The sequence below is a fragment of the Massilia sp. DD77 genome (assembly GCF_036961685.1).
Classification (GTDB): Bacteria; Pseudomonadota; Gammaproteobacteria; order Burkholderiales; family Burkholderiaceae_D; genus Telluria.
The window spans coordinates 40,714-59,318 of sequence record NZ_JBAMDH010000023.1 but is presented as its reverse complement, the minus strand read 5'-3'; the positions used below and the strand labels follow the sequence as shown (position 1 = coordinate 59,318).

19 protein-coding genes are annotated in these 18,605 nt (G+C 65.0%); 5 read left to right on the top strand and 14 right to left on the bottom strand.

The window, feature by feature from the left end:
* Positions 1-34: 34 nt before the first annotated feature.
* The 5 genes from pilQ to V7778_RS15395 are packed head-to-tail and all read right to left on the bottom strand — an operon-like array spanning position 35 to position 5,196.
* The gene (pilQ, locus tag V7778_RS15415) at positions 35-2,206 is read right to left on the bottom strand and encodes a type IV pilus secretin PilQ (RefSeq protein WP_442920729.1); all 2,172 of its coding nucleotides are present in this window, start codon (positions 2,204-2,206) and stop codon (positions 35-37) included.
* Between the two features lie 11 nt (positions 2,207-2,217).
* Complete coding sequence (locus tag V7778_RS15410; protein WP_335556832.1) at positions 2,218-2,772, bottom strand: pilus assembly protein PilP; 555 nt, start codon at positions 2,770-2,772, stop codon at positions 2,218-2,220.
* The gene (locus V7778_RS15405; protein WP_335556831.1) at positions 2,769-3,476 is read right to left on the bottom strand and encodes a type 4a pilus biogenesis protein PilO; all 708 of its coding nucleotides are present in this window, start codon (positions 3,474-3,476) and stop codon (positions 2,769-2,771) included. The genes V7778_RS15410 and V7778_RS15405 overlap by 4 nt, the downstream gene beginning before the upstream one ends.
* A complete protein-coding gene (locus V7778_RS15400) occupies positions 3,473-4,132 on the bottom strand; it encodes a PilN domain-containing protein (protein ID WP_335556829.1) in 660 nt (219 codons plus the stop codon). The genes V7778_RS15405 and V7778_RS15400 overlap by 4 nt, the downstream gene beginning before the upstream one ends.
* Positions 4,132-5,196, bottom strand: coding sequence for a pilus assembly protein PilM (locus tag V7778_RS15395; protein ID WP_335556827.1), 1,065 nt, complete (start codon positions 5,194-5,196; stop codon positions 4,132-4,134). The genes V7778_RS15400 and V7778_RS15395 overlap by 1 nt, the downstream gene beginning before the upstream one ends.
* A gap of 360 nt (positions 5,197-5,556) precedes the next feature.
* Between V7778_RS15395 and V7778_RS15390 the strand changes: the two genes are divergently transcribed.
* Complete coding sequence (locus V7778_RS15390) at positions 5,557-7,893, top strand: penicillin-binding protein 1A (protein WP_335556826.1); 2,337 nt, start codon at positions 5,557-5,559, stop codon at positions 7,891-7,893.
* A 173-nt stretch (positions 7,894-8,066) separates the two neighbouring features.
* Here the strand turns inward: V7778_RS15390 and cyaY are convergent, their stop codons facing one another.
* Positions 8,067-8,396, bottom strand: coding sequence for an iron donor protein CyaY (cyaY, locus tag V7778_RS15385; RefSeq protein WP_335556824.1), 330 nt, complete (start codon positions 8,394-8,396; stop codon positions 8,067-8,069).
* 40 nt (positions 8,397-8,436) lie between these two features.
* Between cyaY and lptM the strand changes: the two genes are divergently transcribed.
* Positions 8,437-8,607 carry an LPS translocon maturation chaperone LptM gene (gene lptM / locus V7778_RS15380; RefSeq protein ID WP_335556822.1) on the top strand — a complete coding sequence of 57 codons (171 nt, stop codon included), beginning with the start codon at positions 8,437-8,439 and terminating at the stop codon, positions 8,605-8,607.
* A 9-nt stretch (positions 8,608-8,616) separates the two neighbouring features.
* Complete coding sequence (lysA, locus tag V7778_RS15375; RefSeq protein WP_335556819.1) at positions 8,617-9,894, top strand: diaminopimelate decarboxylase; 1,278 nt, start codon at positions 8,617-8,619, stop codon at positions 9,892-9,894.
* 133 nt (positions 9,895-10,027) lie between these two features.
* On the opposite strand, the gene V7778_RS15370 is transcribed toward lysA, so the two are convergent.
* The 4 genes from V7778_RS15370 to V7778_RS15355 form a co-directional block, all read right to left on the bottom strand.
* A complete protein-coding gene (locus V7778_RS15370) occupies positions 10,028-10,654 on the bottom strand; it encodes a sulfite oxidase heme-binding subunit YedZ (RefSeq protein WP_335556817.1) in 627 nt (208 codons plus the stop codon).
* A gap of 2 nt (positions 10,655-10,656) precedes the next feature.
* Positions 10,657-11,634, bottom strand: coding sequence for a protein-methionine-sulfoxide reductase catalytic subunit MsrP (gene msrP / locus V7778_RS15365; RefSeq protein ID WP_335556815.1), 978 nt, complete (start codon positions 11,632-11,634; stop codon positions 10,657-10,659).
* A 138-nt stretch (positions 11,635-11,772) separates the two neighbouring features.
* Positions 11,773-12,198, bottom strand: a complete 426-nt coding sequence (locus V7778_RS15360) for a hypothetical protein (protein ID WP_335556813.1) — start codon at positions 12,196-12,198, stop codon at positions 11,773-11,775.
* A 212-nt stretch (positions 12,199-12,410) separates the two neighbouring features.
* Positions 12,411-12,758 (bottom strand): hypothetical protein, encoded by a 348-nt coding sequence (locus tag V7778_RS15355; protein ID WP_335556812.1) that lies wholly within the window; start codon positions 12,756-12,758, stop codon positions 12,411-12,413.
* A gap of 43 nt (positions 12,759-12,801) precedes the next feature.
* Here V7778_RS15355 and V7778_RS15350 point away from each other — a divergent pair, with 43 nt between their 5' ends.
* Positions 12,802-13,194, top strand: coding sequence for a GFA family protein (locus V7778_RS15350; protein WP_335556811.1), 393 nt, complete (start codon positions 12,802-12,804; stop codon positions 13,192-13,194).
* A gap of 8 nt (positions 13,195-13,202) precedes the next feature.
* On the opposite strand, the gene V7778_RS15345 is transcribed toward V7778_RS15350, so the two are convergent.
* The 4 genes from V7778_RS15345 to V7778_RS15330 all read right to left on the bottom strand — a co-directional run bounded on the left by V7778_RS15345 (position 13,203) and on the right by V7778_RS15330 (position 17,732).
* On the bottom strand, positions 13,203-13,568 hold the full coding sequence (locus tag V7778_RS15345) for a class I SAM-dependent methyltransferase (RefSeq protein WP_335556809.1): 366 nt from the start codon (positions 13,566-13,568) through the stop codon (positions 13,203-13,205).
* A gap of 10 nt (positions 13,569-13,578) precedes the next feature.
* Entirely contained in the window at positions 13,579-14,733 is a 1,155-nt protein-coding gene (ccsB, locus tag V7778_RS15340) for a c-type cytochrome biogenesis protein CcsB (protein ID WP_335556807.1), read from the bottom strand.
* 31 nt (positions 14,734-14,764) lie between these two features.
* Positions 14,765-16,855, bottom strand: a complete 2,091-nt coding sequence (locus tag V7778_RS15335; RefSeq protein WP_335556806.1) for a cytochrome c biogenesis protein ResB — start codon at positions 16,853-16,855, stop codon at positions 14,765-14,767.
* 214 nt (positions 16,856-17,069) lie between these two features.
* Positions 17,070-17,732 (bottom strand): c-type cytochrome, encoded by a 663-nt coding sequence (locus V7778_RS15330; protein ID WP_335556804.1) that lies wholly within the window; start codon positions 17,730-17,732, stop codon positions 17,070-17,072.
* Positions 17,733-17,891: 159 nt separating this feature from the next.
* Here V7778_RS15330 and yihA point away from each other — a divergent pair, with 159 nt between their 5' ends.
* Positions 17,892-18,605, top strand: coding sequence for a ribosome biogenesis GTP-binding protein YihA/YsxC (yihA, locus tag V7778_RS15325; RefSeq protein WP_335556802.1), 714 nt, complete (start codon positions 17,892-17,894; stop codon positions 18,603-18,605).

Here is an 18,605-nt window from a genome sequence, read left to right as displayed (position 1 = left end):
GCAACCGGCCGGGTTTCCCCGGCCGGCGAGACCATTAGCGCACGTTACTACTGCGCTCGGTCACGATCTTTGGTGTGATGAACACCAGCAGTTCGGTCTTGGTATTTTCGCGTCCGGTGGTCTTGAACAGATGGCCCAGCACCGGCACGTCGCCCAGCAGCGGGACCTTGGTCTCGTTGTTGCGCTCGGACTGCTGGTAGATACCGCCCAGCACCACGGTGCCGCCGTTCTCGACCATGACCTTGGTCTTGACGTGCTGGGTGTTGATGGCGAAGCCGGCGCGGGTTTCCTCGCCCTTCGAATCCTTGTTCACGTCCACGTCCAGCACCACGTTGCCGTCCGGCGTGATCTGCGGCGTCACTTCCAGGCGCAGGTTGGCTTTCTTGAAGGTGATCGAGGTCGCGCCGCTGCTGGTCGCCACCTGGTAAGGCAGCTCGATACCCTGCTCGATCACGGCGATCTGCTTGTCTTCGGTGACCACGCGCGGGCTGGAGATGATCTTGCCCTTGCCGTCGGCTTCCAGCGCCGACAGTTCCAGGTTCAGGAAGCGGTTGGCGGCCGAAGAGAACAAGCTGAAGGCCAGCGAGGAAGCCGAGACGCCGCCGATGGCTGCCGCCGGCAGGTTCACCATGGTGGTGTTGTTGAAGCTGTCGTTGCTCAGCTCGACCTGGCCGGTGGTCTGGCCCACGCCGGTGAGGTTGCCGCCGATGGCCAGGCGCTCGTTGCCGTTGATCTGCCAGCCCGCGTCGCCGCCACGGATGGTGCGCATGTCGGCGAAGCCGAGCTTGGCGCCCAGGTTGCGCGAGAAGCCGTCGTTGGCCTCGACCAGGCGCGCCTCGATCAGCACCTGCTTCGAGGCGACGTCGGTCTTCTGGATCAGCTTGCGGATGTCCTCGATCTTGGCCGCGATGTCGGTCACGAACAGCTGGTTGGTGCGCGGGTCGATGACGGCGCTGCCGCGCTTGGACAGCACGCGGTTCTTGCTGTCGCCGGTGGAGCCGCCGTTGGCGTCCAGGCCGAACACGGTGCGGAAGGCTTCCGCCTTCTGGTAGTTCAGCTGGAAGATCTCGGAGCGCAGCGGCTCGAGCTCGGCGATCTGGGCGCGCTGCTCGAGTTCGAGCTTTTCCTTGGTCAGGACTTCTTCCTTGGGCGCGATCCACAGCACGTTGCCGTTCTTGCGCATGTCCAGGCCCTTGGCCTGCAGGATCACGTCGAGCGCCTGGTCCCATGGCACGTCGCGCAGGCGCAGGGTCAGGTTGCCGGTGACCGAATCGCTGGTGATGATGTTCAGGCTGGAAATGTCGGCGATCGCCTGCAGGGCGGCGCGCACTTCCACGTTCTGGAAGTTGAAGGACAGCTTCTCGCCGCGGTAGCCTTGCGTGCCCTGGCCGAGCTTGTTCGGGTCTTCCTTGATCGGACGCACGTCAACCACCAGCTGGGTGTCGCTCTGGTAGACCGCCTGTTCCCAGGCGCCTTGCGCGTCGATGGTCATGCGCACGTTCTCGCCGTTGGCGCTGGTGGTCACGCGCGACACCGGGGTGCCAAAGTCGGTCACGTCCAGGCGGCGGCGCAGGGCTTCCGGCAGGCCGGTACGCAGGAAGTCGACATGGATCTGGTTGCCGGCCTGGCGCACGTCCACGGCCACCTGGCTGTTCGGCAGGTCGACCACGACGCGGCCTTCACCGTTGTTACCACGGCGGAAATCGAGGCCGCGCAACATCTGGCGGCTGGCGGCCGCCCGCGGCTGGGCCGGGGCTGCCGCTGCGGCGGGCATGCCGGCCGCGTTCACGGCCTGGGCCACGCCGCCCGAGCCTTCCACGGTGACGATCACGGACTTGCCGTCGATCGCGGTGGCGTAGTTCAGCGGCCGCGTCAGGTTCAGCACCAGGCGGGTGCGCTCGCCGGCCTGCACCACGTTCACGCCGCGCACCTCGCCCAGGTTGATGTCCTGGGAGGTCTTGCCGGTGGCGTTGCCGGTGGCGCCGAAGTCGAGCGCGATGCGCGCCGGGTTGGTGATCGAGAAGCCGATCGGCGCCTTCTCGGGCGCCGCGCGCATCGCCACATTGATGACGACGTTCGAACCCTGCTGGTTGGCGGTGATCGATTCGATCGCATTGCCTTGCGCCAGGGCGCCGCCGGCGGCGAGCGCCAGCAGCATGGCGCCGGCGCCGCGCGCCATCCACGCCGGGACCACGAGGCGAATCATTGCTTGAGGGTTCATTTCCCAGTCTCCTTACTGTCATGCAGTTCGATCGTCGCTTCGCGCTCGACCCAGTCGCCGGTGGCGTCCTGCATCACTTCCCTGATTTGGATGGCGCCGTCGGTCACGCGGGTGACGACGCCGTAGTTTTCGCCGATGCGCTGGCCCGCCCGGACCTGGTACACCGCCTTGTCGATCTGCACCAGCGCGTAGTGCACGCCGGCTTTCTGCAGGGTGCCGACCATGCGCATGGTGTCGAGCGGATAGTTCTCCAGCAGCTCTTTCGGGCGGCTGGTGTCCGGCTTGTACTGGCTGCCCGAGGCCTCGGCCACGCGCGCCATTTCGGTCAGCAGCTTGTCCGGGCTGAAGGGCTCGGGCGCGCCGCCCGGGTTGTAGGCGTAGGGCAAGAAGGGCTTGGCCGCCGGCAGCGGTTTGACCGAGGGCTTGGTGTCCTTCTGGACCTTCTTCATCCAGGTCCGGACTTCGTTCACGCCGCCGTCGCCGCAACCGGCGAGCACGAGGGCCGCCAGCAGCGGCGCCATGCGGCGCAGGCGCATCATGTTGCGCGTCATTTGCCCTCTCCTTCGGCTTTCTTGCCCTTGCCCTTGGGCTTCTTCTTGCCCTTGGCCTTCTTGTCCTCGCGCGCCTTGCGCTGGGCGCTCAGCTCGTCCTGGTCCAGGTAGCGGAAGGTCTTGGCCACGGCGTCGAGGCGCAGGGTGCTGCCGTCCTTGTCGGTGGTCACCGACATGTTGTTCAAGGTGACGATACGCGGCAGGTTGGCCATGTCGCCGGCAAAGGCGCCGATGTCGTGGTACTTGCCGCTGACCTTGATCTCGATCGGCAGCTCGGCGTAGTAGTCGCGCACCACTTCCTGGCCCGGCTTGAACAGCTCGAATTGCAGGCCGCGGCCGACGCCGGCCTGGTTGATGTCCGACAGCAGGCGCGCCATTTCCGACTTGCTCGGCAGCTGCTTTTCCAGCAGCACGACCGACTTGTCGACCTCGATCTTCTGCTGCTTGAGCGCTTCCAGGTTGATCGCCTGGGCCATCTTGGTCTTGTACTCGTCGCGCAGCTTCTGTTCTTCGCGCGCGCCTTTTTCCTGCTGCTCGAACTGGCCGCTCCAGTAGAAGAAGTAGCCCAGGCCGGTCACCAGCGCCATCACGCCGGCCGCGCACAGCAAGCGTGGCGCCAGCGGCCACTGGCCGGGATGGCGGCCCTGCAGGCCCTGGAACTGCTCCGCCAGGCGCGGGCCGATGTCTTTCAGGTCGATGTTCATGATTTCACCCCGGCCGCGCCCTTGCCGCTTTGCTGCGCGCCCTTGCCGGCCTTCGCGTCATTGGCTGCCGCCTCTTCCTGGCCTTCTCCCTCGCCATCGGTCGGACGCTTGATCGACACCGACAGCGTGAACTCGACCACCTTGCGGCCGGTCTTGCTCTGCGCCAGGGTGGCGGCCTTCACCTCGGTCAGTTCCGGACGCTCCAGCCAGGGCGAATTGCCGGACAGGTTGCGCAGCAGGTCGGCGACCCGTTCCTGCGATTGGGCGTAGCCGGTCAGCACCACACGGCGGCCGTCCTGCTTGAGCGATTTCAGGTGCATGCCTTCCGGCGTCTGGCGCACCAGTTCGTCGAGCAGGTAGACCGGCATGTTGCGGTCGCCCTGCACGTCCTGGACCGCCTGCTGGCGCGCTTTCAGCGCTTCGATTTCTTCCTTGAGGGTCTTGATCTCGGCGATCTGCTTGTCGAGCTCGGCGTTCGCTTTCTTGAGCACCAGGTTGCGTTCGTCCTGGACCGACAGCTGGCGCGCGTTGTAGCCGCCAACGGCAAGCACGACGGCGATGCCGGCGGCGCCGCCCAGGGCCAGCAGGGCGTAGAACGCGGCCTGCTTCTGCTTGCGCTTGGCCTCGCGGTGAGGCAACAAATTTATACGGATCATCAGCCGAACCTCCGCATCGCCAGGCCGCAGGCCACCAGGTAGGCGGCGCCTTCCTGGCGCAGCTGCTGTTCGCGCACGTGGGCGCCGATCAGCATGCCCTCGAACGGATTCACGAGCGCGCTCGGGATCCGGGTGCGGCCGGCGATGATGTCGAGCAGTCCAGGCACCAGCGCGCTGCCGCCTGCCAGGAACAGCTGGTCGATGCGCGTGTAGGGCGTGGACGTGTAGAAGAACTGGATGGCGCGCGTGACTTCCAGCGCCGCGTTCTCCAGGAAAGGCGTGAGCAGGTCGGCGCGGTAGTTTTCCGGCAGGTCGCCGGATTTCTTGCGGGTCTCGGCCTCCTCGAAGGACAGGCCGTAGGCGCGCACGATGTCCTGGGTCAGGCCGTTGCCGCCGAAAGGCTGCTCGCGCTCGTAGACGGTCTCGCCGCCCAGCATCACCGACACGTGGGTGGCTTGCGCGCCCATCTGGAACAGGGCGACGATCTGGTCCGGACGGCTGCCGGCCGTGCGTTCCAGCGCGCTGCGGGCGGCATACGATTCGATGTCCATCACGGTCGCCGTCAGGCCCGCGGCCTCGGCGATCGCGACCCGGTCCTCGACCTTTTCGCGGCGCGCGGCGGCCAGCATGACTTCCATGTCTTCCAGCGAGTTCGGCGCCGGGCCGATCACGTCGAAGTCGAGGCTGACCTCGTCGAGCGCGAAGGGAATGTACTGGCTGGCTTCGGATTCGACCTGCACTTCGAGCTGGTCTTCCGCCAGGCCGGCCGGGAGGACGATTTTCTTGGTGATGACGGAAGCCGGCGGCATGCCGAGCGCGACGTGGCGCGCGCGGGTGCCGCTCTTCTTCCAGACCCGGCGCACGGCTTCGGCGACCTGGTCGATATTCTCGATGTTGCCGTCCACTACCGCGCCGCGCGGCAGCGGCTCGGCGGCGTAGCGTTCCAGGCGCAGCTCGCCCTTGCCGGCATCGCCCAGCTCGACCAGGCGGACACCCGATGTGCTGATGTCGAGGCCGGCGAGTGGCGGACTCGACTTTCCAAACAAGGAACCTAGATTGATCACGAGCGCACTCCCTCAGCTGCTCTTCCTGCCCTGCAGTGTCGCTTGAACGCCCGCGCGGGAAAAATTGTCTTATAAAACCGGTATTTAGTGCACATATGTTGAGGCACTGCGATGAATCGTAGCAATAAGGTTGACCAGCGACAAGAAATTTCTGTACTGGAACATTACAATCCGGGGCTCGACTGCGTCATGCGCGCCACATAGTTACGAAAGGTCTAGTCACCCGTGCAATCACTGTGTTCTGGGTTGCAACGCTTCTGTACTGCAAGGCAATATTGCACTGTTCTGTTGCCGTAGATCCAGTATCAGACGCGATACCGCTGCCTTATAATGAGGCGGATCAATAAAGCGAAAGTCAGCATGAAAGAGAACCACGCAGCATCCAAGCCTTCTCCCTCGAAATACAGCCCCAAGCGCCTGGTCCTGATGGCGATCGGCGCCCTGGCCGGCCTGGCCGTGATCGGCGTACTGGTGGTCGTGTTCGCGCTCGCGATGGCCTACCCCAACCTGCCGGCCCTGGACACCATCACCGATTACCGCCCCAAGATGCCACTGCGTATCTTTACTGCGGACAATGTTTTGATCGGCGAGTTCGGCGAGGAGCGGCGCACCCTGGTGCATTTCAAGGACATCCCGGACGTCATGAAGAAGGCCGTGCTGTCGATCGAGGACGACCGTTTCTACGAACACAGCGGCATCGACTACTGGGGCATCCTGCGCGCCGTGTTCAAGAACGCCACCGGCGGATCGCGCCAGGGCGCCTCGACCATCACCCAGCAGGTGGCGCGCAACTTCTTCCTGTCCTCGGAACAGACCTTCAAGCGCAAGGCCTATGAAGCCCTGCTGGCCTGGAAGATCGAGAAGAACCTCTCCAAGGACCAGATCCTCGAGCTGTACATGAACCAGATCTACCTGGGCCAGCGCGCCTTCGGCTTCCAGTCGGCGGCCCAGATCTACTTCGGCAAGGACCTGCGCGACATCAGCGTGGCCGAAGCGGCCATGCTGGCCGGCCTGCCGAAGGCGCCGTCGGCCTACAACCCCGTGGTCAACCCGACCCGCGCGAAGACGCGCCAGCAGTACATCCTGCAGCGCATGCATTCGCTCGGCTACATCACCGACGCCCAGTACAAGGAGGCGAAGGAAGAACCGCTCAAGATCAAGTCCGACAGCAACGCCTTCGGCGTGCATGCCGAGTACGTGGCCGAGATGGCGCGCCAACTGGTCTACGAGCAGTTCAAGGAAGACACCTATACCCGCGGCCTGAACGTGTTCACCACCATCACCAAGGCCGACCAGGACGCCGCCTACCTGGCCGTGCGGCGCGGCGTGATGGAGTACGAGCGCCGCCATCCCTACCGAGGCCCGGAAGGCTATATCGAGATCCCGAGCGACAAGACCGAGGCCGACGAAGCGATCGAGGCCGAGCTGGCCGAGCATCCGGACAGCGACGACATCGTCGCCGCCATCGTGCTGCGCGCCTCGCCGTCCAAGGTGTCGGCCACGGTCGCCTCGGGCGAGACAATCGAGATCAGCGGTCGGGGCCTGGCCTTCGCCAAGACCTGGCTGGCCGAGAAGGCAGCGCCGAACCGCCGCCTGCGCCGCGGCGCCGTGATCCGCGTGATGCAGGACGACGACTCGAAGTGGCTGATCACGCAGATGCCGGAAGTGGAATCGGCCTTCGTTGCGACCAGCACCGAGGACGGCGCGATCCGCGCGCTGGTGGGCGGCTTCGACTTCAACCGCAACAAGTTCAACCACGTGACCCAGGCCTGGCGCCAGCCGGGTTCCTCGTTCAAGCCCTTCATCTACTCGGCTTCGCTGGAACGCGGCCTGTCGCCGGCGACCATCGTCAACGACGCCCCGATCTCCTTCGACGCCGGCCAGACCGGCGGCCAGGCCTGGGAGCCGAAGAACTACGACAACAAGTACGAAGGCCCGATGACCATGCGGCGCGGCCTGACGCAATCGAAGAACATGGTCTCGATCCGCATCCTGAACAAGATCGGCGCGCGCTACGGCCAGGAATACGCGACCCGCTTCGGCTTCGATCCGGACCGCAACCCGGCCTACCTGACCCTGGCCCTGGGCGCGGGCGCCACCACGCCGCTGCAGATGGCGGGCGCCTATGCCGTGTTCGCCAACGGCGGCTACCGCATCAGTCCCTACCTGATCTCGAAGGTGACCGACGCCGACGGCAAGGTGCTGTCCGAGGCGCGCCCGGAACGCGCCGGCGTGGAAGCCAACCGCGTGATCGACGCGCGCAACGCCTACCTGGTCGACAGCATGCTCAAGGACGTGGTGCGCTTCGGCACCGCGACCAAGGCCTTGTCGCTCAAGCGCACCGACCTGGCCGGCAAGACCGGCACCACCAACGACTCGATCGACGCCTGGTTCGCCGGCTACAACCCGAAACTGGTGGGCATCGCCTGGATCGGCTACGACCAGCCCAAGAACCTGGGCAACCGCGAAACCGGCGGCGGCCTGGCGCTGCCGATCTGGATCAGCTACATGGGCAAGGCGCTCAAGAACGAGCCGATGGTGGAGCGCGAAGTGCCGCCTGGGCTGGTGCTGTACGGGAACGACTACTACTACGCGGAGAGCCCACCCGGAACCGGCGTCCAGACGCTCGATGTGGGGCCGCCGCCGGCGGCGGCTGAGCAGAAGGCGAGGGATGCTGTGAGGAATGAGTTGTTCTAAGCTTTACGTCAACTTGGGTCCCCGCCTTCGCGGGGATGACGTTCTTGGGGACGTGGCCGAAGTCCAACGTGGCAGTTCATCCTCCCTTAATCAACGTCATCCCCGCGAAGGCGGGGACCCAAGTTCGCAGCGCCACAATCGCAACAACGGCGCCATCGGCGCCGTTTCTACTTTCACACCAGCGACACCACCGCCCCACCCTGCTCGCTCGCATACTTCGACAGCGACGCAAACAACTCCGACTCATCCCGCGTATTGCGCCACTCCCCATTCACCCGCTTGTAGTGGAACCCGCCCGAGCGCGCCGCCACCCACATCTCCTGCAGCGGCGCCTGGCTGTTGACGATGATCTTCGAGCCGTTGTCGAGGAACTCGATTTCCAGCACGTTGCCGCTGCGCTTGCACTCGACATCGATCGCGTCTTCGTCGTTCAGGCGGTCGAGCGCCTGTTCGATCTGGTCGAGGGTGCTTTTGGCCAGCGCCAAAAATTCGGTTTCGGTCATGCTAAACTCCAAAATCTGCCAATAAAACCTGATTTTAATCGTGAAGTCCTCCATCGCGCTTCTTCTTCTAGCCACGGCCCTGAGCGGCTGCGGCCAGACCGGCCCGCTGTACATGCCGAATCCGCCCGCCAAGCCGGCCCCCGCCCCTGTCGAACAGCCGGCCCAGCCCGTCCCGTCCAACAACGCCTCCGTCCCCGCCCCCACCAAGTAAACCACCGCCATGTCGCATTTCTCGTACCAAGACGGCGTCCTGCACGCCGAAGCCGCCGCTTTGCCGGCGATCGCCGAGCAGTTCGGCACGCCGACCTACGTCTACTCCAAGAGCGCGCTGCTGCGCAACTTCGGCGCCTACCACGACGCCTGCCGCGGCCGTGACGCCCTGGTTTGCTATGCGATGAAGGCCAACTCGAACCTGGCGATCATCGACCTGCTGGCGCGCGAAGGCGCGGGCTTCGACATCGTCTCGGGCGGCGAACTGCTGCGCGTGATCGCGGCCGGCGGCGACCCGGGCAAGACCATCTTCTCGGGCGTGGGCAAGACGGTCGAGGAAATGCGCCTGGCGCTGGAGAAGGGCATCCTGTGCTTCAACGTCGAGTCGATCCCCGAACTGCACCGCCTGAACGAGGTGGCCGGCAGCATGGGCCAGCGCGCGCCGGTGTCGCTGCGCGTAAACCCGAACGTGGACGCCAAGACCCACCCCTACATCGCCACCGGCCTGAAGGCCAACAAGTTCGGCGTGGCCTTCGACGACGCGCTGGAAACCTACCGCACCGCCGCCGCCCTGCCGTACCTGGACGTGGTCGGCATCGACTGCCACATCGGCTCGCAGCTGCTGGACGACGCGCCGCTGCTGGAAGCCCTGGACAAGCTGATCGAGCTGATCGACACGCTGGGCAAGGAAGGCATCGTGCTGCACCACCTGGACATCGGCGGCGGCCTGGGCGTGAACTACGGCGCCGAGGGCGACAAGCCGCCGGTCCCGGTGGGCGACTACCTGGCCCGCCTGTTCCAGCGCATCGACGCCTGGCGTCTTGAGCAGCACGGCGGCCGGCCGATCAAGGTGATCTTCGAGCCGGGCCGCTCGATCGTGGCCGACACCGGCGTGCTGGTGACCAAGGTCGAGTTCCTGAAGCCGGGCGAGGAAAAGAACTTCTGCATCGTCGATGCCGCGATGAACGACCTGATGCGCCCGACCCTGTACCAGGCCTGGATGGGCGTGCAGGAAGTGGCGCCGCGCGCGGGCGACAAGCTGACCTACGACCTGGTGGGACCGATCTGCGAATCGGGCGACTGGCTGGCGCGCGAACGCGAGCTGGCGGTCGAGCCGGGCGACCTGCTGGCGATCATGACCGCCGGCGCTTATGGCATGACCATGGCCTCGAACTACAACACCCGCGGCCGCGCGGCCGAGGTGATCGTCGATGGCGACCAGGTGCACCTGGTGCGCCAGCGTGAGAATCCGGCCGATTTGTTCGCGCTGGAGTCGATGCTGAAATAAACCCGGCCCGCGAAGGCGGGCCTTTTCATTGGTAGGGTTGGCGGCTCGGCCGCCGACGCGTTCAGCGGACGCCGGCACGACCGCGACATATCAACGACCGCCGGCCACCGCGTCGGCGGCGGAGCCGCCAACCCTACGATTTCACTGCAGCCGGTTGAACATTCGTCCGGCTCCACCATACGCGCAGTCCCAGCAGCACCGCCACGATCGTCCCGAACAGGATCGGCTCGGCGAAATCGTTCTTCCCCGCCTTCATCCACCAGAAATGCAGGATCGCCAGCGGCGCGATCAGGTAGATCAGCCGGTGCAGCCAGCGCCAGCGTTTGCCGCCCAGGCGCTTGACCATGCCGTTGGTGCTGGTCGCGGCCAGCGGCACCAGCATCAGGAAGGCGATGAAGCCCACCGTGATGAAGGGGCGCTTGAGCACGTCCTTCCACATCGCGCCCCAGTCGAAGAAATGATCGAACCAGAGGAAGGTGGTGAAGTGCAGCAGCGCGTAGAAAAAGCAGAACAGCCCCAGCATGCGGCGCAGGCGGATCACCCAGTTCCAGCCCGTGAAGCGGCGCAGCGGCGTCACCGCCAAGGTGATGCACAGGAAGTACAGCGCCCAGTCGCCGGTCTGGTGGGTGATGTATTCGAGCGGCTCGGTGAGCGCGCCCTGCACCGTCAGCCAGGCCATGTTCGCGAAAGGCAGCAGGCCCAGGACGAACAGCGCCACCTTCATGGCGCCCAGCTGCTTCGGGGACGGATTGAAGGCCATCGTCAGAAGAACTTCTTCAGGTCCATGCCCGAATACAGCGAGGCGACCTGGTCGTAGCCGTTGAACATCAGGGTCTTGCGCTTGGGCTTGAAGAAACCGTCCTCGCCGATGCGGCGCTCGCTGGCTTGCGACCAGCGCGGATGGTCGACGTTCGGATTCACGTTCGAATAGAAGCCGTATTCGTTGGGCGCCGAATCGTTCCAGGCGGTGCGCGGCTGGCGGCTGGTCAGGCGGATGCGCACGATCGACTTGGCCGACTTGAAGCCGTACTTCCAGGGCACCACCAGGCGCACCGGCGCGCCGTTCTGGTTCGGCAGCACCTGGCCGTACATGCCCAGGGTGAGCAAGGCGAGCGGGTGCATGGCCTCGTCCATGCGCAAGCCTTCGACATAGGGCCAGTCGAGCACCGGGCTGCGCAGGCCCGGCATCTGGCTGCGGTCGTTCAGGGTGGTGAACTCGACATAGCGTGCGTTACCGGTCGGCTCCACCTGCTTGAGCAGGTTGGACAGCGAATAGCCGACCCAGGGAATCACCATCGACCAGCCTTCCACGCAGCGCAGGCGGTAGATGCGTTCTTCCAGCGGCGCCAGCTTCAGCAGGCGGTCGATGTCGAGCGTCAGCGGCTTCTTGACCTCGCCGTCGATGGTCACGGTCCAGGGCCGGGTGCGCAGGCTGTGCGCATTCTCGGCCGGATCGGACTTGTCGGTGCCGAACTCGTAGAAGTTGTTGTAGCGGGTGGCGTCCTTGAAGGCCGTCTGGGGCTCCTTGGTCGACAGCGCCGGGTTGGCGCTGGCAGCCAGGCGCTGGGCCGCGTTCTGGGCCAGGGCCTCGCGGTTGGCCATTTCCCACAGGCTAGTGCCGACGGCGGCCGTGGCCGCGATGCGGGCGATGAAGCGGCGTCGTTCTTCGTAGACCTCGCGGGGCGTGATCTCGGACGGAAACGGGAGGTCGATCCCGTTCGGATTGCGTTTGATAAGCATGGTCGGCTCCGCGAGCAGTGGAAGCGTCAGCTTACACGGATTGTCTTAAGTGAACGTTAGCACGCCCACTTACTGAGCCGGCCCATGCGTCTTCCCATAAAAACGCCAACCCTCGGGCTGGCGTTCCGGCTGCCGCGCTCAGCGCTTGGTCTTCTGCGCGGGGATGGAGATCATCGACGGCTGGCTGGGGTCGGGGACATAACTCAGCTTCATGTCGTCACCCGTGCCCTGGTTGAATTCCATGGTCACGTTGCCGTCACCGGACACGAACTTGTTCTTCGAGACTGCACGCAGCCGTATCGGCTTTTCATTGTCGATGGTCGCGTCGATGTATTCCGGGTAGCCACGCACGTCCAATTGCCAGCCGTTTCGCATGGCATAGGATCCCGCAATCTGCTTGACTTCGTCGGATTTGAGCCGCACCGCCTTGGCCGGGGCCGTCACGGTCACGGTCGAGATCGGCGCAGTGTCGGGCCGGGGATAGGTCTGGGCCGGGGTCTGCGCACCCACGCTGGCGGCAAGCACCAAGAGGGATGCGGGGATCAGAAGGGAGTAGGGACGCATGATCGTTCCTTCACAAAGTGCATACCTTTGAGACAGGCGTCGCGCCGAATCAGCCTCTGGCGGGCGTCGGATGCCGCAATGCCGCCGATGCGGCTTGCGGATAGTTCAGTCTAGGTCAGTGGCCGGCAAGGACAAGCTGGGCAGGCGCGGGCATCACGAAACAGTCTCGTTCCGTGAAAAGCTATATTGAAACGAAATGACACGGCGCCATCTTATTCGTCGAAGTCTTCCGCCAGGTTCTTCCAGCCCCGGCTCTTGGCGAAGGGGGCGAATTCCTCGGGCGCCTCGAGCACGATCAGCCGGCTCTCCTGCAGGCCCGGGTCGCTGTGACCGAAGTCCGGCCCCTTGTACCCGACCGCACGCAGGCGATCGATGATCTGACGCACGAGTACGCTATCCTTGTACGCGCCGGTGTCGAGCTTGTTCTTGAACTCGACGTACACGTCGATTATCCCGTAGCCCTCGTCGAAGATGCGGATCGCCTTGACGTCGAGCAGTCGGCCGGTGCCGTCCTTGGCCTGGAAAGGGCCGGACAGTTCAATGTCGGAATCAGTAGTCATGGATGAAGCATATCACCGCGGCGCCAGATACAGGAGACTTCACATGGAGCGGTTCACCGGCGGCTGCCTGTGCGGCAAACTACGCATCGTGGCGGTTGGGCGGCCCTACCGCGTCGGCATCTGCCACTGCCTGGACTGCCGCAAGCACCATGGGGCCCTGTTCTACGCCGCCGCGGTCTTTCCGCAAGACACGGTGACGATCACGGGCGAGACGCGCGACTACGCAGGCCGGCACTTCTGCCCGCATTGCGGCTCATCGGTGTTCGCGCGCAGCGGCGACGAGATCGAAGTGCACCTGGGCGCACTCGACGCCCCGGACCAGCTGATGCCCACCTACGAGAACTGGACCGTCCGGCGCGAATCCTGGCTGCCGCCCTTCCCGCTCGCGCGGCATTACGAACGCAACCGCGAAGCGGCGGGCCGTTCCGAGGAGTAGCCGCCCCTTCAGGCGGCGCGCTGCACGATGAGGCACAGGTGTTTTTCCAGATGCTGGTCGAACTCCAGGTGCCGGACCATGCCGCCGGGCGCCAAGGCGCGCATGAGCTTGAGCATCAGCGGCCGCTGCTGCGCGAGCCGGACATGCCAGATGCTGTCCCAGGCCGAGATGAAGCGGTAGGCGCGGGGCGGCTGCCAGGCGCACACGTCGCCATGGTGCAGCAGGACATCGGGATCCGCCGCGCGCGCCAGCGCCAGCATGCGTTCGGAGATGTCGATCCCTTCGAGGCGCAGGCCGTTGCCGCGGTCGAAGGCCGCATCCGTCCAGCGCTCGGCCAGGGCGTCGTAGGCCGAGGCCATGGACGCGTGCTCCATGGCGGAGTGCCTAGAGCGCGCCGTAGGAGTGCAGCCCCGACAGGAACATGTTCACGCCCAGGAAGGCGAAGGTGGTCACCAGGAGGCCCACCAGCGCCCACCAGGCCGCCATGCGGCCACGCAGGCCGGACATCAGGCGCATGTGCAGCCAGGCCGCGTAGTTGAGCCAGACGATCAGGGCCCAGGTTTCCTTCGGGTCCCAGGACCAGTAGCCGCCCCAGGCCTCGGCCGCCCACAGCGCGCCCAGGATGGTGGCGACCGTAAAGAAGGCGAAGCCGACCGAGATCGACTTGTACATCACGTCGTCCAGCACTTCCAGCGCCGGCAGGCGGTCGGCCAGGATGCCGTGGGATTTCAGCAGGTAGGCGGTGCCGACCATCGCGGCCAGGGCGAAGGTGCCGTAGCCGATGAAGTTGGCGGGCACGTGGATCTTCATCCACCAGCTTTGCAGCGCCGGCACCAGGGGCTGGATGTCGGCGGCGTCGCGCGACACCGTGTACCACAGCAGGAAGGCGACCGCGGCCGAGATGATCAGCATCACGAAGGCGCCCAGCTGGCGGGTGGCATAGCGCTGTTCGTAGTACAGGTAGAACAGCGCGGTGATCAGGGCGAACAGGATGAAGACCTCGTACAGGTTCGACACCGGGATGTGGCCCACGTCCGGCCCGATCAGGTAGGACTCGTACCAGCGCACCATCATGCCGACCGCGCCCAGCACCACCGCGGCCCAGCACAGCTTGGCGCCGGCGCCGCTGAAGCCCTGCTTGCTCAGCAAGCCGATCCAGTAGAACACGGTCGAGAACACGAACAGCGCGCTCATCCACAAGATGGCGGACTGGCTCGACAGCATGTACTTCAGGAAGAATTTCTGGTTGGCGGCGGCCAGGCTGCCGTCGTACATGGCGATCGCCCACAGCGACAGCAGGCCCACCAGCGGCAGCAGCCAGCGCATCGGCTTCCAGTGCCAGCCCAGCGCCGCGAACACGGGCGCGGTGCACAGCAGGATGACCTTTTCGTAGATGTCCATGTAGTCCGCGTAGCGGTTCAGCGCGAACAGGGCCGCCGCGCACAGGGCCAGCGCATACAGCCAGTCGACGGCGTTCAGGCGGCGGAAGTAGCCGGGCTCTTCCTTGTAGATGGACGGGCTTGCTTGGGACAATTCCATGGTGTTCTCCAGGCCGCTGCCGTTCAAGCCATCAGGCTTGCGGCAGCTTGGCTTTCAGTTCGTCAAATTCGCGCTCGAAGTCGAGCGTCTTGCGCTGGGTGCTCATCGCCATCATGGCATGGGCGCCGCCTTCGCGGCCGGTCACCCAGACCCACATGCGTCGTTCACGAATATAAAACATTGCGAACACGCCGGCTACCAGCAGCAGGCAGCCCAGGTAGACCACCTTCTTGCCCGGCGAGCGGGTCAGCTGCAGCACCGAGGCCTTGATCTCGGTGAATTCGTCCAGCTGCAGGTAGACCGGGGAGCCGTACAGGAAGCTGTCGGACAGCGCATTGGTGGCCAACTGCAGGAAGCGGCCATTCGCTTCGGTCGGCTCGGCCGCCGCCAGGCCGGCCTGGGCGCGGGCCACCTGCCACAGCTCCCACAGGGTGCCGTTGAGCATTTTCATGAAGATATTCGCCGCTTTTTCCTGCTCGGCCTGGGGAATCTTTTCCAGGAACTGGGCCACGGCCACGAAGCCGCCGCGTCCGCCGTCCTGGCCCGAGAAGATCTCCAGGGTGCGGGCGCTGGATTCCTGCAACTGGGTTGCCAGGGCCGTGCCGCGCTGTTCCGGCGCCAGCGCGCGCTGGGCGTAGCGGCGCGCGGCCTCAAGGCGGGCGGCCGGGTCGTTCAGGGCGGCCCGCAGGCGCATCCACTGCCCTACGCCATATTGCTCGTCGGCCGGGATGCGCAGGAAGCTGAACTGGTCCGCCGGGCTGGAACGCACGCCGGCCAGGTAGACCTGCGAGCCTTCCAGGGTCACCGGCTGCATGTAGTTCAGGAACTCGCGCGCCTGGCCGGTCTTGTCGCGCAACTTGTACTGCACGCTCGGGCCGACGTTCTTGAGGTCCTTGTTGTTGGCGTTCTTGGCGGCCGAGCCGGACGCCTTGCCGAGGGTGGCGGCAAACTGCTCCTCGAGCGAGCCAGCCTGCTTGACGGCGCGCACGTCGTTGGCGGCGTTCACGTTCTCGACATTGAAGGGGCGGAAGCCCGACCACTCGACGGCATAGGTCTCGCCGCCCGCCTTCAGTTCGGTGGAAGCGCCGACCTCGCCTGCGAAGGCAAAAGTGTCGGCGCTGCTGCCCGCCATCGGGTGGCCGGTCAGCTTGAGCTTGCTGCCGCCGTCGTCGAAGCTCGACTGGTAGACGGCGATGCCCTTGTAGATGAGCGGCTGGTTGACCTTGATGCTGGCCGGGAAGGTGTTGCCGTTCTCGAGGTCGCGCACCACGACTTCGCTGGCGAACAGCTTGGGCATGCCGGTCGAGTAGAACTCGATGATGAATTTCTTCAGCTCGATGGAGAACGGCAGGTCCTGCACCAGCACGCCGTTCGGCTGGGTCAGGATGGCGGTATGGCTGGTCTGGCCTTCGGCGATCGCGGTGTTGCCGCGGAAGCTGGGGTTGGCCGCGCTCAGGCGGTGCTGGTCCGGAATCTGGGCGATCACGCCGCCGCCCGTGAACGGTGTTTTACCGAGGAACCATTGCTGGAAGCGGACCGGCAGTTCGGAATCGAGCATGCCGCCCAGCAGGATCACGATGATGGCGCTGTGGGCGAAGATGTAGCCGAACTTGTTGCCGGCGCCCTTCTTGGCCGCCACCAGGATGCCGCCGTCCTTCTCGACGATCTTGGTGGCATAGCCGGCGTGGCCCAGGCGCGTCGCGGTCTGGGCGGCCAGCTCGGCGCGCGGCAGCGGCGCTTCCCATTCGACTTTATGGTGGAAATTGCGCAGCGACTCCTCGCGCACCTGTTCGCGCCAGCTGCGCATGTCGCGCAGCATCTTCGGCGTATTGCGCACCACGCACAGGCCGGTGGAAACGATCAGGGTCACCAGGATCAGCAGGAACCACCAGCTCGCGTACACGCTGTACAGGCCCAGCTTGCCGAACACTTCGAACCAGAACGGCCCGAACTGGTTGACGTAGTTGGGCATCGGTTCGTTCTGCTTGAGCACGGTGCCGATCGCCGAGGCGATGGCGATGACCGTGAGCAGGCTGATGGCGAAACGCATCGAGGACACCAGCTCGACCGCCTCGGCCAGGCCGCGGCGGCGGGTCTTCAGTTCAATTCCGGTGGTACTCATCTTCTACAACCCAGTAAGGCACACGCAAACGCCTGAGCATACAGCAAAAAGGGCAGCCAGCTCGACGCTGCCGCCCTTTCTCTAGAGCGCCCGACAAAACTCTCATGGCTGCGTTGCATCGTCTTGCCGTACTAGAGTACTGTCTTCGACGCTGCGTCGGGCGGCCGCATCCCTCGCCCTGAGAATTTTGTTAGGCGCTCTTGAGGTATGCCGCTTATTTCAGGCCGGCGATGTAATCCGCCACGGCCTTCATTTCTTCCGCCGACATGCGCTGCGCCAGCGTGGTCATCTGGATGCTGTTCTTGCGGCCGCCGCCCTTGAAGGCCTCCAGCTGGGCATAGGTGTAGTCCTGGTGCTGGCCGGACAGGCGCGGGTATTGCGCCGGGATGCCGCCGCCGTTGGCGCCGTGGCAGGAGGCGCACGCCGCCACGCCTTTTTCGGCGATGCCGCCGCGGTAGATCTTGCGGCCCAGCTCCACGGTGTCCTTGTTCTTGGCCGCGCCGGCTTTCTGCTTCTGGGCGCCCAGGTAGGCGGCGATATGCTTCTTCTCGTCGTCCGTCAGCATCTTGGCGTAGGTCGTCATGACCGGCTGCTGGCGGTTCGGGGTCGTGAAGTCGACCAGTTGCTTATAGGTGTAGGCTTCGATCTGGCCGGCCAGCTTGGGGTTGGCCACGATCGTGGAGTTGCCCGCGGCCCCGTGGCAGGACATGCAGGCCGGCAGGCCGCGCGCGGCGTCGCCGCCGTCGTACAGGGTGCCGCCCTTGGCCGGGTCCGGCTTGGCAGCGGCGGCCTTCGGTGCTTCGGCCGCGACAGCAGCACTACCGCAGACAGCCAGGGCAAACAAAGATTTCACCAACGCAAACGTCAAACGATTCATTCAAGCACCCTGAAAAAGTCGAAAACAAAATCGGAATGTCATGCAGCAGGCCCTACTTGCCGTCCAAGGCGTAGTCACCCGGCGGACAGCAAACAACCCCTTATTGTACAATAGCTTTGTTTCCATATCGCCATTCTGTTGTCACTTACACCTCTTTCCATGTCCAAATTATGGCAGGCCCGGTTTTTCACGACCGTTAATCAGCTGCGCGATCTCCCTGACACCCAGGTTCCAGAGATCGCCTTCGCCGGGCGCTCGAACGCGGGCAAATCCACGGCGATCAATATTCTGACCAACCAGAAGGGGCTGGCTTTCGCGTCCAAGACGCCGGGCCGCACCCAGCACATCAATTTCTTCTCGATCGGCGGCGCCCACGTGGGCCAGCACCGCAAGGATGCCGTGCGGGTCGACGAGATCCAGGCCCTGCTGGTCGACCTGCCGGGCTACGGCTATGCCGAAGTCTCGGGCAACGCCAAGCTGCACTGGCAAAAGCTGCTGGGCGACTACGTCCAGCGCCGCGAGCAGCTGGCCGCCCTGGTCCTGATCATGGACTCGCGCCGTCCGTTCACCGACCTTGACATCCAGATGCTCGAATGGTTCGCCCCGACCGGCAAGCCGATCCACTGCATCCTGACCAAGGTCGACAAGCTCAACCGCAACGAATCGACCAACGCCCTGCGCCAGGCGCGCCAGATCCTGGACAGCTATGTCGACGAGGACGGCAACGGCTTCCCGTTCACGGTGCAGCTGTTCTCGGCCCTGAAGCGCGTCGGGATCGACGAGGCGAACGACAAGATCATCGAGCTGCTGGGCCTGGACCACGACGACGAAGGCCAGGACGCGCCGCCGGCGGACGAGCAGCCGGAAGCATAA